This window comes from Chryseobacterium sp. Leaf394 (genome assembly GCF_001424105.1).
Lineage (GTDB): Bacteria > Bacteroidota > Bacteroidia > Flavobacteriales > Weeksellaceae > Chryseobacterium.
Genome location: NZ_LMQH01000015.1, coordinates 18,809 through 33,779 on the forward strand (window position 1 = coordinate 18,809; position 14,971 = coordinate 33,779).

At 35.6% G+C, this 14,971-nt stretch carries 12 protein-coding genes; 1 reads left to right on the forward strand and 11 read right to left on the reverse strand.

Annotated features, from left to right (window positions below):
• Positions 1-5: 5 nt before the first annotated feature.
• From ASG21_RS19530 to ASG21_RS19570, 10 genes are all read right to left on the reverse strand, one after another.
• Complete coding sequence (locus tag ASG21_RS19530; protein WP_056084875.1) at positions 6-2,813, reverse strand: OmpA family protein; 2,808 nt, start codon at positions 2,811-2,813, stop codon at positions 6-8.
• The gene (locus ASG21_RS19535; protein ID WP_056084878.1) at positions 2,814-3,305 is read right to left on the reverse strand and encodes a DUF4280 domain-containing protein; all 492 of its coding nucleotides are present in this window, start codon (positions 3,303-3,305) and stop codon (positions 2,814-2,816) included.
• A 2-nt stretch (positions 3,306-3,307) separates the two neighbouring features.
• Complete coding sequence (locus tag ASG21_RS19540; RefSeq protein ID WP_056084881.1) at positions 3,308-4,366, reverse strand: hypothetical protein; 1,059 nt, start codon at positions 4,364-4,366, stop codon at positions 3,308-3,310.
• A gap of 16 nt (positions 4,367-4,382) precedes the next feature.
• On the reverse strand, positions 4,383-5,423 hold the full coding sequence (locus ASG21_RS19545) for a hypothetical protein (protein WP_056084885.1): 1,041 nt from the start codon (positions 5,421-5,423) through the stop codon (positions 4,383-4,385).
• Between the two features lie 75 nt (positions 5,424-5,498).
• Positions 5,499-6,455: a DUF2931 family protein gene (locus ASG21_RS19550; RefSeq protein WP_056084888.1), complete on the reverse strand. Its 957-nt coding sequence runs from the start codon at positions 6,453-6,455 to the stop codon at positions 5,499-5,501.
• A 59-nt stretch (positions 6,456-6,514) separates the two neighbouring features.
• On the reverse strand, positions 6,515-8,071 hold the full coding sequence (locus tag ASG21_RS19555; protein WP_056084891.1) for a DUF2235 domain-containing protein: 1,557 nt from the start codon (positions 8,069-8,071) through the stop codon (positions 6,515-6,517).
• 3 nt (positions 8,072-8,074) lie between these two features.
• A complete protein-coding gene (locus ASG21_RS19560; protein ID WP_056084894.1) occupies positions 8,075-9,076 on the reverse strand; it encodes a DUF2931 family protein in 1,002 nt (333 codons plus the stop codon).
• A 64-nt stretch (positions 9,077-9,140) separates the two neighbouring features.
• Positions 9,141-9,311: a hypothetical protein gene (locus ASG21_RS20270; protein ID WP_157844541.1), complete on the reverse strand. Its 171-nt coding sequence runs from the start codon at positions 9,309-9,311 to the stop codon at positions 9,141-9,143.
• Between the two features lie 2 nt (positions 9,312-9,313).
• Entirely contained in the window at positions 9,314-11,242 is a 1,929-nt protein-coding gene (locus ASG21_RS19565) for a phage baseplate assembly protein V (RefSeq protein WP_056084897.1), read from the reverse strand.
• Between the two features lie 291 nt (positions 11,243-11,533).
• Positions 11,534-13,117, reverse strand: a complete 1,584-nt coding sequence (locus ASG21_RS19570; RefSeq protein ID WP_056084911.1) for a Na+/H+ antiporter — start codon at positions 13,115-13,117, stop codon at positions 11,534-11,536.
• 312 nt (positions 13,118-13,429) lie between these two features.
• Here ASG21_RS19570 and ASG21_RS19575 point away from each other — a divergent pair, with 312 nt between their 5' ends.
• On the forward strand, positions 13,430-14,458 hold the full coding sequence (locus ASG21_RS19575; RefSeq protein ID WP_056085011.1) for a LacI family DNA-binding transcriptional regulator: 1,029 nt from the start codon (positions 13,430-13,432) through the stop codon (positions 14,456-14,458).
• Between the two features lie 2 nt (positions 14,459-14,460).
• Here ASG21_RS19575 and ASG21_RS19580 read toward each other — a convergent pair.
• Positions 14,461-14,971, reverse strand: a 511-nt coding sequence (locus ASG21_RS19580) for a dual specificity protein phosphatase family protein (RefSeq protein ID WP_206743181.1), incomplete at its 5' end; no start/stop codon positions are given.

Genomic DNA, 14,971 nt, shown 5'->3' on the forward strand with positions numbered 1-14,971 from the left:
TAAAATTAAATTTTTAAAAGGTAGACTTTACCAAGATTATAAGTATCTCCATTTATTAAAGTAAATGACGTTGGTTTATCTTGGGGGTTTGTATCAAAAACATTCTCATCCTCAACTTGTGTCATTACTCTTTGGTGTAAAGTTCCTTTAAGCCCAGAGAAAAATATAACATCCTGATAATAGATACCTGTCGCTTTCCCTTGTATTCCATAATCAACACCATAGTTTCTGGAGTAAGTTATATATCCTCCCAAATCTACATCTAATTTTGCTTCAAATTTGATATTTTTAGGTGGAAATATTGGCAAAAAACGTATTGATTTTTCCTTCTGTATTTTAAAATCTTTTAGCAAAGCACCTGCTGCGATACCTATACCCGATGTAAATTTTCCAGAAAAACTATTAAGACCAAAAAGAAAATCTTTCACAAATATTTTTTTTGATCCTAAATTTATTTTTACATTAAACTCACAGAATATTTTACCTTTAAATTCGAATTTTAATTTTGTGTTTTCTAAAGTTTCTCTTCCTAAAACTTTCTTTAATCTTTCACTTACTTCACCCAATTCCATTAAACTGACCTCTTTTAAATAGGTAATCCCTAATAGTGGATCAGCTTTACTATTAACTTCAACAACCCGAGAAATCTTACCAAGAGAAGATTCAAAATACATACTTCTATTTTCTGCCATCTTTGGATAATCAACTACAAAACCCATATCGTCCAACTTATCAATACCTTTAAAGTATGGCTTGAATTTTTTGATTCTTCCAAAAGCTCCTTTACCACGTGTAAACCATATAATTAAAAGGATAATTGCAATCTCTATCAAATACATGATCACTAGGGCTACAGCAGTAATATTTCTGTATTTCTCCGTATAATCAAATGTTCTGGATGGTAATTTTCTGCTCTCAATATCTGCAAAATTGTAGATAAAGTGCATACCTATTCCCATTTTATGAGTTTCTTCATCAATGAATTCAAAGATTTTTTCCGACAATTCATTAATTTCTTTAGGCGAAAATGCTTTTAAATTTGACAAACTGTCTTTTACAGAAGCAACCGTCTCATCCAACCAGATAAAATTATTAACTATTTTCACAGGAACATCATTCCAGAAATACGGATCTTTATAACTCATCCGAATATTGTATGTAAGAACAGCATCAGGATACGTGGTAAGTAATAAAGTTGGTTTCGGATTTTTTAAATCAACTTTAGAATAGTACGCACAAGAATTAATAAAAAACTGATGAGCAAAACGGCTTCCCAAAAAAAATGAATGCAGAAAGTCACTTAGAGTTGGTATCGGAGAGTAAACCTTATAATTGATTAAGTTGTCGCCATCTTTCAAAGTATTTCTCATACCCAATTTGTAGCCATCAACCGAACTAATTTCACTTTTGTGCTTTTGAGGTGCATGATAGCAACCTCTTCTTGAAAAACCATTAACAGCAAGAGAAATAAGCATTGGCCTCTCCATATTAGGAGCTATTAAAGAATATTGAATCGGGACAGCTTCTTTATCACTAATAAGAAATTTAATGGTTGTTCTTCTATTTTGTTCGTGCATTGCTTCAGAAATATCGTCTCCTATAAACAGCGGTTTACTCTTTCCATATCCTTTTGCATGGATTCTGTTGGGATCTACCCCGTTTTTTACCAGATAATTAACAACAGCCTGCGCTCTTCTTTGAGACAAAAGAAGATTATATTCATTAGTTCCTCGGACATCAGTATGAGAGCCTAACTCAACAGGAACGTAAGGCATCAATTTAGTCAGAAACTGAACTATTTCATCCAAAACAGGTTTTGCATTATTTCTGATATTTGACTTATCGTAATCGTAATTGATATTACGTATTGTATAGAATTTGCTCGATGAATCCATTTTATTGATAAAACGTCCTTCATTGAATAGCTCTACCGTTTTATTTCTTTCTGTGATTTTAAGTACTTGAAATCTGCATGAAGATATCGAAGTAGCTTTTTTTTCGGTATCACCTACTTTCACTGGTGCATTACTATTGAGAATTTTTATTTCGGTTTGTGTAGGAACTATTTTATTTTCAACAGTAAGATATCTTGCATGGATGTAGTCTCCGTGATCGTCCGAAATATATCTGTTTCCATCTCTAATTTTTACGTAAAATTTATTGTCATCATTTCCTTTCTTCCAAGAAGGTATTAAGGTAAAATCTGTATTTATTTCACCATTAATTACATGCGCTTGTTTTTCAAAAACTTTTGCAATAACATCATCTTTTGTGGGATCATATCTTTTATTTCTCAGCCAACTTGATACTTTCTCAAGAGTAATTTGACTGTTAAGACGATATAATTCGACTGTCACCCATTTACCATCGATACCTTCAGTTTCAAGACCTAAGAATACATTTTCGCCGAAAGAAAACTTGCGCGAGCGTTGGTCAACACCATCATTTAAGACACACCATTTACTTTTTTTAATTTTTAGATCTGTAAGTCCTTTTATGTAAATACCAGATTTCATATCGACGTTTCCTGATAAACTTGCTTCCAAATAGTAAGTATTCGATCCACATAATTTTTTAGGCATTGTAACGCGGAATCTTATTCCTAGACCTTTTGAAATAAGTTTTTTATTGTTGTCAAACCAAAACCATGTAAGCATTTTAGATTTTTCTCGAAAAGTTGTTCCAGAATACCATTCATTGACTTCAAAAACAGCTTCTAAATCAGCTTTGATTACCATGTTTTTATTTACTCTTGATGATCCCGGGTAATAACGACCATCGGTCATCTTTAAACTTTTAACACCTTTTGCCATTTAATCAAATTTTATTAAAATATCATCATGAGTCGTTTGTTCCACATACATACTCTCAGAATCCACCAAAGGATTTATCTGTTGCTGCACATCCTGATCTGCATTTTTAAAATTCTGCTGACTCGCTTCTGCCCGCTGACCGTGATCTATAATTTCTATACAGGGAGTTCCGGCAACTGCGCAAACTGCTTTGCTGTCTTCCAAAATAATATATCCGCCGTTGCTGAGCTGTACCTTATCGTAAAAGTTCTGCCATTCGGTTACCATCACTTTGCATGGCGGTGGCGGACTTCCCATTTTTGTACAGCTTCCGAATGTGTTTTTTTCAAATGTTGCGGCGCCAATTTCTTTCGTTGTGGCAATCAGTTTTTTTGATGCACTTTTATCGTTTGCATACTCTTTCTGATGCGTGAGCACCTTAAGATTGTCCGGAGTCTGTCCGAATTGACATTTGCACACAGCCCCCTGTACTACGATATGTTTTTCTGCCATGATTATAATTCTTTATTTGAAATTACAATCCGTGTTAAATATTGATTTCCAAACTCTAAACGGACGAAGGAAGTATTCATTTTAAAAGTAACAACAGTAAGAGCATCTGCAGAGCTTTCGGTCACATTAATGCTTGTCTGATAGAGCTGTGCATTGTATCTCGCAAATTTATCTCTACATTCTGAAGGTGAACTGTCATTAAAGACCAAACCATAAGGCAAACCGGAAACCGAATCCTGACCGTAATACTGAATAGCATAATACTCTCCACCACTGGTCATTTCTGCATAAATCATATTGAAATTTTCAAAATCCCAATTAGAATATTTTCCGTTTTGACAGGTTTCGCAATCCAGTTCGGTTGGATCTGTTTTTAAAAGTTTTGTAAGCTGATCCGCACTTGTAGGAAAATTTATGAATTGCTTTTTAGCAAAAAGATTCTGCAGATATTTTGAAGTCATCTTTTTTTGTGATTGTTTTGCTTCTACGGCTGCAATCTGTGCATCGGCCTGAGCATTCATCATTGCGACTGTTTCGGCATCAATTGAAGAATCGTCAACAGCTACTAATCCCTCAGACAATTCTTTGCTATTCGCATTTAGAAGAAATTCTTTAAGTTCTTTTTCTAATTCCCCAGTGGATTTTGTCTGATTTACATCGACTTCTTTTTTCGACCAGCTATCCGGTATAATTTCTTCCAAAACGACCGTTACTTTTGTACTTTTTGCCGAAACTTTTTTCATGGAAATATTCCAGATGGCTTTCTGGATAAACTGTTTTGGTTTTGCACCTTTTTTTAAAGCTAAATTTAAGTAAGGATTTTTCTTCTTTGAATCAAATGCCAAATCATACAAATCAACATTCGTAGTAAATTCAGTATCACCAGCAGCAGCGTCGGCTGCCACATCATATCTTGTAAAATCATTTTTAAAATCAAAAATGGTATTCCGCAATTCGGCAATATTTTTTGGAACGTTAAATTCCGTTTTCTGTCCAAAATTGAACGTGAAAATCAGGACTGGCAGTACTATTAAAAGTCTAATCACTGTATTTTTTTTCATAGTTGTGTTTTTTAAGTCAGTCAGACAAAGCAGTAATAACGACTGATATTTTTTTCTTTTTGTCAAGATTGATATCGCATTCTAAATAAAGAACTTCCGGCAGTTGGGTTTCACCATTTATAAAATATTGCAGTCTGAAATTTCCGTCATTATTCATTAGAGGATTGTCTTCTGTAATAATTGAGAATGGTGATCCGTTGATAAAATCATATCGGCTTCTCTCGTCATGTAATGTTCCGTTTCCTGAAATATTTATTAAATCATACTCATCTTTTAAAGGATCAACTTCCACTTCAATTTTATAACTGGGTTCAACTGCATTATTAATTATTGGAAAGGTTTCAACAATTTCAGTCTGATAATTCTGATTAAATTTCTGATAGATCCCCAAAAACAATGTCCGGATGAAATAATCATTTTTGATGTAGATCAAAAGAGCATTGGGTTCATCTAAAATCCTTTCAATCTTCAGGCAATATTCATCAACAATTTCACCTTCAAATTCTTTATAAACTTCTTCTTTAACGTTATTCCATCTTTCTTTAAAAATGTCTGCATTTTCTACATTGTAAAATTTCCCCTGCTGATCTACACTTACCGTCATCGGATATAAAACCTTTGAAGCTTTATACGCCAGTAAATCTGCAATTTCATTGACTTCTTCTTCATTCAGAAAAAGAGTGGATATTCTGTTAATCTCAAAAAAATGCAAACCATTTTCCTGTTTAATCCATGTGACGGAAACATCATATTTCAGTTCATTTTTTCTGATATCATTTTCAATCGAAATCACTGTACTGCATTTCAGAAACGAATTTTCAGGTTGAAAAACCAAACTGTTTCCATACCCAAATTTCACAAGTCGGTTTTTGTCAACAACTGCAGTTCTTGGAAGAAAAAGCTCTTTTTGTTTCGTAATACTGATCAGAATATGGTCTTCTGCTCTGCAATGATTGTTGTGAAAAAACTTCAAAGATTCTTCGGATAAATCATAAATTTTTGCAATGCTTTTTAAAGTTTCACCTGCTTCTATGATATGTTTATTGTATTTCTGCATAATTACATTCCTCCGATTTAAATAAAAATCAAAAGCATAAAAATGGTTAGCTGCAGATTTATGTTATTGCTTTTGCTATTCATACTTCCACATGTTGTCTAAATCTACTTTTGTGATTGGGATTTCTTTATCACCCTGTTTAAAAATTAAACTGCGGTTGCTAAAATCTTCACTCATCCGTAAAATTATTTCTATCAGCTGTTTAGGATCTGCCTGTTTGAATAAACCCATGATTTCTTCTTCTTCAAAGGGTTTGACTTCAAAAACAGTCTTAAGTTTTTTGCTGTCTTCAAAAATAAAATTCAGCTGCTTGGGTATAGCTCTTGGTTTAAAAGAATTTTCTTTAACTGGTTCTGTAATTTTTTCATTGAAAATAGTTTCTCCTTCTCCATTAAACATTTTGAAGCCGATGTTCATTAACTTATGCCCTTCAATTTCAGTTTTTGCACGCCAGGTATATTTTTTCCTATAGATATCCCAAATATCATATTGGATTCCGTTCTTTTTCAGATTCTCATAAGCTTCCGGAACTGATTCTTTTACATCAAAATATTCTTTATAAGAAAGTGTTGGATTTGCAGGGATTAAATCTTGCATTGGGACGTGGGTTTCTTTTGCCTGAAAACGTGCCACTTCTATTTGCTGATCATCGCCATATACCCAAACAACGACGATGCCACCAGGTGCACAATTCACTATTATTTCGGTGTAATTTGAAACTTTACCTGTGCGCCAATCTATAGTTCCTTTTTCAAAAAGTTTTTTCAGAGTTTCGATAGGCATATCCCAACTTCCTGTATAAAATTTTTTTTCCATATAAGATGCCCAGGTAATATCCATTTTTACAGGCAGTGCTTTTAAATCCTCCCCTTGAGAATGTGTGGAGCCAGAATTTCCCCAACCATTAGAGTTAACACCTGCTGTAGGAATATAAACACTCTTGTCATCTTCCAAATAAAAATGTCCATTATGAATGTATGTTGGGTAAAGTTCTGGTGCATTAGCTGTGGGTAGCCATTCGTATTTTTCCATTTTTGTCTGACAAGAGATTAATAAGGTGAGAAATAGTAATGTTAGTATTATTATTTTTTTCATGAGTTGGGTTCTATTTTTCGAAATCTAATAATGGTTTTGCCTGAAATTTTGTAGTTGGGTTCATAAGCACCTATCCCGTCTCCAAATTTTGAATTCCAGTGTATATATTTGCTACGTAATTTAGTCAGTATATTATGGTCATATACTTTAATTTTAAAACTCTCTACATCCTTTGGGTTTTTTAAATCGAGTTTTTTTCGCATATGCTCGATCTGTGGTTTTGTGTAGTAGGTCATTTTCGGGAGTTTACCATTGATATACTTTTCTAACCTTTTTTTAACCTTGTCCAAATCTAATTCGCTTGGTGTAGCTGGTTTTGGAATACCAAAATACTTATTCAAATCAGTCATTTGTATAGTTCCAGCATATTCTAAATTTAATTTCTCAGCCATAAGATGCAGCGTAACAAAACTATAAGTATTGCGAATGCCCTTGCGGGTCATGTGAGTTTGGTGGTCACTATCAGGTTTTCGCACTGTGGTAAACCCCCAACCTTGTGCAGCTAAATCTTTCAGATCATTGTTTAATATTTCGTCCCAATCATCATCACTACGACCATCCCCCCAATAATTGTCTAAATCCATAATTTGAAAATTATCTTCATCCATCTTATCAGTATAGCAACCACCTATGTCAGAATGTACACCAGGTAAATAAAAATCGTGACCGCCTGCTCGCTTTGTTGGTGTAAGCATAAAATTTTTGCGATGCTCGTCGGCAGCACAAAAATGAATTATTTTTTTTGCTTTAAACAGATCATTGATTTCTAAATTCAGGCTATTTAAATGCAATTCTTTAACATCATTTTTAAAATCTGGATTTATCGTTGTATTTGTTGCATTTGGATCATAAGAAGAAACAGTATCATAAATACCTACAAATCTTATATTAATTCGTAAATACTCAATTCCTTTTAATTTTAACTGTAACCCTAAATGTCCATTTTTGGGAAATTCTTTTTCAGTAGTTTCTACATTGTGATCATCTGTTTTAATCTTTATACTTCCTGTTCCCACTGTTTTAGTTCTATCTAGTGGCGAGTATCTACTTTTGCTTAATTCGTAAATAAAGTTTCTGGCTGCTGCCGATCCTCTACTAAATCCAAATACATCAAATGTAATTGTGTCTATCTTATTTCTGTCACTTATTTTTTTTATCTTTTCAGCAATCAACTTGCACCCTCTTCTAACTTTTACAATAATCCCCTGTTTATCAGCACCAAAAGCTACACCTAAATGGTCTGATTTATCATCGGTATCTACACCCAGATCGTCAGTGCCAATGCCTTCTATATATACACTATCTACATATTTTTCTTTTTTATAATGTAGTTCTTTACGAGCTATGTTAGAATAATCGTTGGTATAACTGTCTGTTTTTTTATCAGACATTTTGATATAGGCTTTATTGCCTTTGTCTCCTTCTTTGCCTAATCTAGCATTGGTATTAGTCCTGTTATTTTGAGTGCCATCAAAAAAAACTCCTATTCTTATATCTACAGTGCCTTTGGGTTGGGGTGGCGGAGTGTAATCTCCAAATACAACATTTGACATAATTTAGTAAATTTTGCTGATAAAATTTTTCAATTGAATAACAGTTTCTTTTTGCTTTAAACTTACGTCTGCAATTTTACTTTCAGGATTTACTTTAATAAGGATATCCATTGGCTCTGTTTGGCTAAAACCTGCAAATGTCTTGTACATATCATTCAGATCAAAATCTGTAGGCAAGACATTATTCCCTTTCAAAATATTTTCTTCATAATAGTTTTCGTCTTTTGTAAAAAAAAGATTGACTCCCATCTCTTTACCGGCAGAATCACAAATAACAATTGCCAAATAATACGGTATTGCTTTTTTTTCGTTGTGTTCAGTGTAGGTATCATATTCACCGTTGCATGCCATGAAAAATATTTTTTTCACTTTGTATCCTGCTGGCAATTCAATTATCGGTCTCCATGAATACTTTTTTCTGAAATTTTCATAGACTGATGGACTCGGATATCCTGCAGAACTCAATCGGTTTTTAACATCTGAGGTTATCAGAAAATCACTCATAAGCCTCTCCTTTGCATAATCATTTTCAAACATGTATTGTGCATTTTCATAAGCTTGCATCTTGGTAACTATGGTGTCGTGAGCTTGAAAAACGCCAATTTCTTTCTGAATTCCCGGTGCATTGATCCATAACACAAGTTTTCCTTTAGGAGCCAACCCGATTTTGAATGTTGTATATGTTTGTTTTTTTCCGGTATCTGAATCTATAAAACCCTCTTCAAATAATTTTTGAATTTTTATTTGATCTAAATTCCACTTTCCAGTGTAGAACTTTTCTTCAACTAAAGAATACCATGTAAACTCTAAGTGATGAGGTATTTCCATTTTTTTTGTTGAAACATTCATTTTTGAACCTTCATTTCCCCATCCTGTATTTTGCGTACCCCAGATTGCATCGAAAGGATAGGTAAAGTCATTTGCGATAATTCCACCACTGTAAATCTCCATCGGATATTCCTGCGGAGCTGAAATAGTACCCGACCAACTGTATTTTTCTTCCATTTTCTTATTTTGACAACTTAGTATTGAAAAATTGTAAAGGATAAATAGAACTAATATTTTTAACTTACTTATTCCCATGAGACATTATTTTTTTATTACTTGCCAAAATCAGATTTCCTTTTGTGGCCTCGGCATTGATTTTTCGCGCAATTTTTTCCACTTTTTTCCCAACACTTAAATGGTAAGTATCGTTTATTTCGATAAACATATTTTTCGCTGTTTTTCTGATGGCCATGATTAAAATAATTTTGATTTTTCTGCACTGTTGAATTCTACAGTCTTTCCGCTTTGCATTGTCATGTTTTCCAACTCACTGAACATTGATATTTCCCCTGCAATTTCGTTGGAAGTTTCAGACTGACGGAAAAATTCCTTTTCTACCATTTCAGTTCTCGTATCTGAAGATTCACGAATATCTCCTGCTGCAGTCTGCACAATATCTTTACCCGCAGTAGAAGTAATATCATCATTCGCAGAGCTTGTTATACTTTCACCTGCTCGTATTGAAATGTCTTTACCTGCTGTAATATTGATATTTTCTCCTGCATTTAAAGTGAAATTTTTCGGAGCATTCATAGAAATATTTCCTTTTCCATCCATAAAATAAGTATTTCCACTCGGATCAATAATATTTACACTTCCTTCATCATCATTCATTAAAACTTTAATTCCGCTTTTGGTCTGGATGGATCTCATGTGATTGTTGATTCCACCACCCAAACCAACTCCCCCATGAAACATTCCGCCCATTACAAAAGGTCTGTCAGGATGATTATGAACGAAATTCACCATCACCTGGTCACCAACTTCGGGAATGGCAACGTAACCCCGGTTTTGCGTAATCTGATCCGTTCCTCCTGCATCGGGACTCATCATTCTGATAAAATGCGTCGTGTTATTCATCTGCCAGTCAAACCTCACCTGAACTCTGCCCTGCCCTTCCGGATCGGTGTTGGAAACTACGGTTGCAGTTTGTGGCTGAGCGATTGGAAAGGTAAACTCAGATTTTGGTAAAAATCCTGTATCTGATGCTATTCCACTAAAACTTCCTGTATAATGACCAATTGTATCAATTTCATGAATTGACTCTGTCACCATAATTTGGGTGAAATATGATGCTTCATTGGAATCTGGTTTTCTCATCTGAATGTCGGCAATACAACCGGGATGCAAAAATGGAACAGTGGTAGAACCGGAAACCGTAAACACATTCACAGCCTCACTTCCCGAAGTGCTTTTCTGAGAATATTCCACGTCCAAATGCGTTGTTGCTTTTATTGGAGCAATCCGCAAAGAAGGCGTTTTATAAATTGTATCGTTATGCTGATAAGCAGTTTTTGCCAAATCTCCAACATGATGAATAGGTGTTGCCCCAGATTTCAGAATTTCATTTTTACTGCTGTTGTAGCCGTAGAACTGAGGCTTTGTATGAACTGCTCTTAATTCAACTTTGATGTCGTTTGTACTGCTACCATAAGTTAATTTGATCGGTTGATTCTGTGGCGGAAGTTTTCCGAAGTGCAGCACTTCACCGTCATAATAAAACTGTTCGCCATAGGCTTCTGCCATTCTTGCAAGGTAGTTGTAGTGCGTCTCGTCATACTGACTGCTGTAGATAATCTGAGAATAATTATTGGCATCAACCCTTACATCAAAACGGCTGAAATCCAGACCCTGCTTTATAATTTCCTCTGCGATGATGCCGATATTAACTGCTGTGCTGCCTCCAAAACTCTGGATATGCGGAGCACCGTCGAGAAGAATGGTAGGACTGTAACCTGTAAGAATGATGTTTCCCAAAGTCATCTTTTCCTGACTGAATCCTACCGACGTAATAACGCCAACAAAACTGCGTTCCGGACTTTTGTCGATGTCTTTGTACGATATTACAGCGGTCAATCTTTTACCTAAAAAGGCATTGGCTTCATCTAAAGTATGACTCTGCCTGTTCCCGAGTGCATCGTGAGCAAGAGTGAGCGTGAACTCATGGTGTTTTCCGGTGCTTTGTTTAAGTTTGAAATGCTTGTAATATTTAATAACTTTCCCTTCAATTATGATGGATAATTTTACAAGACGATTGATGCCGTGATGGTGGTTTTCGGAGATTCCCTCTGCATTTTGTGATGGACGGAAAGACGGGACTGCCGGTTTTTCGTAGTTTTTCATATCTGTGTTTTTTTGTGTTTGGTGATTTAAATTTAAAAAATATTATTCAATGTTGTATGATAAATTTTAAATTTTAACATATATATTTATTAAATATGTAATCTTTATGAAGCATCGTTTTCCTGCCTACATGCTTCCACAAGGCATAAACTAGAGATTTCCATATTTCAGAATTAAAGATTTCTGAATAATGAAAATAATGCTTTCTACCCAAAATGTTATTTGAAAAATAGAAACTTACCACAAAAAAAGACCGTCTTCCGACGGTCTTTAATTTGATGATCACAATTTTCAGATCATTCTCAATCTTTCCTCTTCCAGATCAATCTGATATAATTGTTGGCGGATGATTTCTTCGTTAATTTTCGGATCTTTATTAAGCTCAGTGAGATATTCCCGCTGAACTTCGAGCATTTCAACGAAAATCACTTTTGTTTTTTCGTTCATCCAGCTGTCGTCTGTGGCTTTGGCGCGCTCTTCCCAATGTCTTAAAAATATTTCCAGACTGGCGTGGTCTTTCAGTTCATTTTCATACTTTGATTTCAGAAACTGATAGATGTGTTGTTTTAACTCTTTTTTAATTTTCTGCTTGGTTAAATGTTCATTCTCTTCATTAAAAATCCCATCAAAAAATCCGGTTTTTCTAATGATGTAAGGTAGAGTTAGCCCCTGTACCAAAAGCGTAAGCAGGATTACAACAAATGTAATGAACAGAATCAGATTCCTGTGCGGAAATGCTTCGCCATTATCCAAAGTTACAGGAATTGCCAGTGCGGCAGCGAGAGAAACAACGCCCCGCATTCCGGTCCAGCCCAGCAGGAGCGGCATCATCCACCGCCGGGTTCTTGAAGAAGCATGAGGCTGCACACCTGGCCGGAAAATCATGGTAGAAATTAAGGCGGCATAAGAGCTGATCATCCTGGCAGCAATCAGAATAGCTGTGACTAAAACGCCATAACCAATCGCTGTTTCAAGCGGAATATGATCTTTACGAAGTCCATCTACGATCTCGGGCAGTTCTAAACCAATGATGAGAAAGACCACGCCATTTAAAATAAAAATCAGACTTTCCCAGACGCTGTAGGCATGAATACGGCTGGTACTGTTCAGAAATTTTAGTCTTCTGACCGACATAAAAAGTCCGCCAGCCACAACAGCCAAAACCCCCGAACTGTGAAACTGTTCCGCCACCCAGTACATTAAATAGGGTTCGATAATCGTCAGTGCAATGTCGGAAGGTGCGTCTGTAGGTAGAATTTTGTGTGCCTGTACAAATAGCCATCCCAAAAGTAAACCGATCCCAACACCACCTATGAGCATCCAAAAGAAACTCATCGTAGCGTCCTGCCAGATAAACTGACCGGTGCCAACCGCAACCAGTGCAAAACGGAAAATTATCAGTGATGATGCATCATTCAGAAGACTTTCACCTTCCAAAATTGTAGAGGTGGATCTTGGAATATTCACAAATTTGGTGATCGCTCCGGTACTCACGGCATCTGGCGGAGATACAATTCCGCCGAGTAAAAATCCTAAAGCAATGGTGAATCCGGGGATGTAATAATTGGTGACCAAAGCCACCGATAATGCTGTAAAGAAAACAACCAGAAAAGCGAAACTTCCGATAATCCTCCACCATTTTTTCATTTCTTTAAAAGAAATAGTCCACGCTGCTTCAAATAATAACGGGGGAAGAAAGATAAAAAAGATCAGATCGGGATCAATCCTGATCACCGGCAGTCCCGGGATAAAACTGATGGCTAAACCACCTAAAACCAATAAAATAGGATAGGCAATTTTGAGTTTCGCGGCAAACATGTTCAGCAGAACGATGACTGCGACCATTGCCAAAAGAAAAGGTAAAAGACTGTGCATTTGTATTTTTGTGTTTTAAAATGCAAAAGTATACATTCGGACGATTTGTTGAGCTAATTTTTTTTCGTTTTTAGTCCGATGCAGTTTTAAAAAGAATACTGATTCAGTCAGGAAAAAAGTATATTTCACTGAATGAAATCTTATATTTAAATGTGTTATCGTATCATAAAAACTTTACGTTTATGCTGATCGAACGTGTGAGAAAGCATAAAATCTTGGTTTTTTATTTTTGATATGCATAATTTGATTAAATTTACCCGCGTCCCGAAAGGATTAATGAAGAAGAAATTTAACACAATTCCAGGAAAATCTATGACAAAGAAGAATGCCACCATTTATGATATATCGAGAAAGCTGAATGTAAGTGTGGCAACGGTTTCAAGGGCATTGAACAACCACCCGAGAATCAGCCAGGCAACCAAGGAACTCGTAGTGAAAACCGCCAAGGAAATGAACTACAAACAGAATAATCTTGCCAAAGCACTGAAAAGCGGGGAAACAAAAAACATTGGAATCATCGTTCCCTATATCAACACCAACTTTTTCTCGTCTGTCATCCGTGGAATTGAAGAGGAACTTTCCGTGCAGGGGTACCATGTAATTATCTGCCAAAGCCATGAAGATGTAAATATTGAAAAAAAGCATTTAAACACGTTACTCAACGCTCAGGTAGACGGGATTTTCATGTCGGTTTCGCGTACAACTGTCGATACTGAACATATTGAACACATTTTAAATACTTCAAATACTCCAATCATCTTTTTTGACAGAAAGAAAGATATTCCGGGGATCAGCACCGTGACCATTGATGATTACCGTGGCGGGTACATGGCTACTGAACATCTGATCTCCGAAGGATACAAAAATATCTGTCACTTTGCGGGAGATTTGAATCTTGAAATTTACCAAAACCGTCTGAATGGTTATAAACAGGCTTTAATTGATCATCAATTTCAGGTAAAAGAAGATAATATTATTTCTACAGGAAGTTCAATCGATGCCGGAATTGAAGCGATAAAGACTTTATGGGACAGCCAGTCTATTCCGGATGCTATATTTTCTGCCAGTGATTTTGCTGCCCTGGGAGCATGTCAGGAATTGAAAAAACGTAAGATAAAAATACCTCAGGAAGTCGCTGTAATAGGTTTTTCCAATGAACCTTTCACGCAATTCATGGAGCTTCCGATGAGTTCGATGGATCAGACTCCTGTGATTATGGGAAATATGGCAGGGCAGGTTTTTCTGGATCACATCAAAGACAATTCTTCAGGAGTTTCTATTGAGAAAAAAGTGGTACTGGCACCACAAATTTGTGTGAGAAAATCTTCCAAACGAAAATAGTTTTACTTCAATTTAATCTTTGTCGCTCTTTTATGATAATTCATCAAATAAGCACCTTTTTCTGAGTTTTTTGAAAAGTTGGTTCCAAATTCCCAGAATAATCTTGCATTTTCTCTGGCATCCTCATTTGTAAAATTTTCGTACTCAATCCGGTAGATTGAGCTGAACAAACGGGAACGTCCAACACCGTGATGGCAGTGAATAAGCACAGGATAATTTTTCGGATCATCCATTATTTTTAAAAATTTCTGCACCGTGCTGTCGGCTGGAATCTGATCTGTAGGAAGATTGTAATAATTAATTCCTGCAATTTTGTTTGCTGCAAATTCTTCAGCATTGACCTGATTTTTATTTTCAGGATTGAGTTCAGTCTGAATCAGACCGTCACGTAAATCTACAATTGTTTTAATTTTATGGTCATCGACAAAATCTCCCAGTTGATCCGGAGGAATGGCTCCCGAATTATAAACCCTGTTTTCTGAAATGGTCACCAGATTATGCCGTATTTTTTTT

Bases quoted from the DNA above. Each gene is read 5' to 3' on its own strand.
- ASG21_RS19530 (WP_056084875.1), bottom strand. From the start codon at position 2,813: ATGGCAAAAGGTGTTAAAAGTTTAAAGATGACCGATGGTCGTTATTAC.
- ASG21_RS19535 (WP_056084878.1), bottom strand. From the start codon at position 3,305: ATGGCAGAAAAACATATCGTAGTACAGGGGGCTGTGTGCAAATGTCAA.
- ASG21_RS19540 (WP_056084881.1), bottom strand. From the start codon at position 4,366: ATGAAAAAAAATACAGTGATTAGACTTTTAATAGTACTGCCAGTCCTG.
- ASG21_RS19545 (WP_056084885.1), bottom strand. From the start codon at position 5,423: ATGCAGAAATACAATAAACATATCATAGAAGCAGGTGAAACTTTAAAA.
- ASG21_RS19550 (WP_056084888.1), bottom strand. From the start codon at position 6,455: ATGGAAAAATACGAATGGCTACCCACAGCTAATGCACCAGAACTTTAC.
- ASG21_RS19555 (WP_056084891.1), bottom strand. From the start codon at position 8,071: ATGTCAAATGTTGTATTTGGAGATTACACTCCGCCACCCCAACCCAAA.
- ASG21_RS19560 (WP_056084894.1), bottom strand. From the start codon at position 9,076: ATGGAAGAAAAATACAGTTGGTCGGGTACTATTTCAGCTCCGCAGGAA.
- ASG21_RS20270 (WP_157844541.1), bottom strand. From the start codon at position 9,311: ATGGCCATCAGAAAAACAGCGAAAAATATGTTTATCGAAATAAACGAT.
- ASG21_RS19565 (WP_056084897.1), bottom strand. From the start codon at position 11,242: ATGAAAAACTACGAAAAACCGGCAGTCCCGTCTTTCCGTCCATCACAA.
- ASG21_RS19570 (WP_056084911.1), bottom strand. From the start codon at position 13,117: ATGCACAGTCTTTTACCTTTTCTTTTGGCAATGGTCGCAGTCATCGTT.
- ASG21_RS19575 (WP_056085011.1), top strand. From the start codon at position 13,430: ATGACAAAGAAGAATGCCACCATTTATGATATATCGAGAAAGCTGAAT.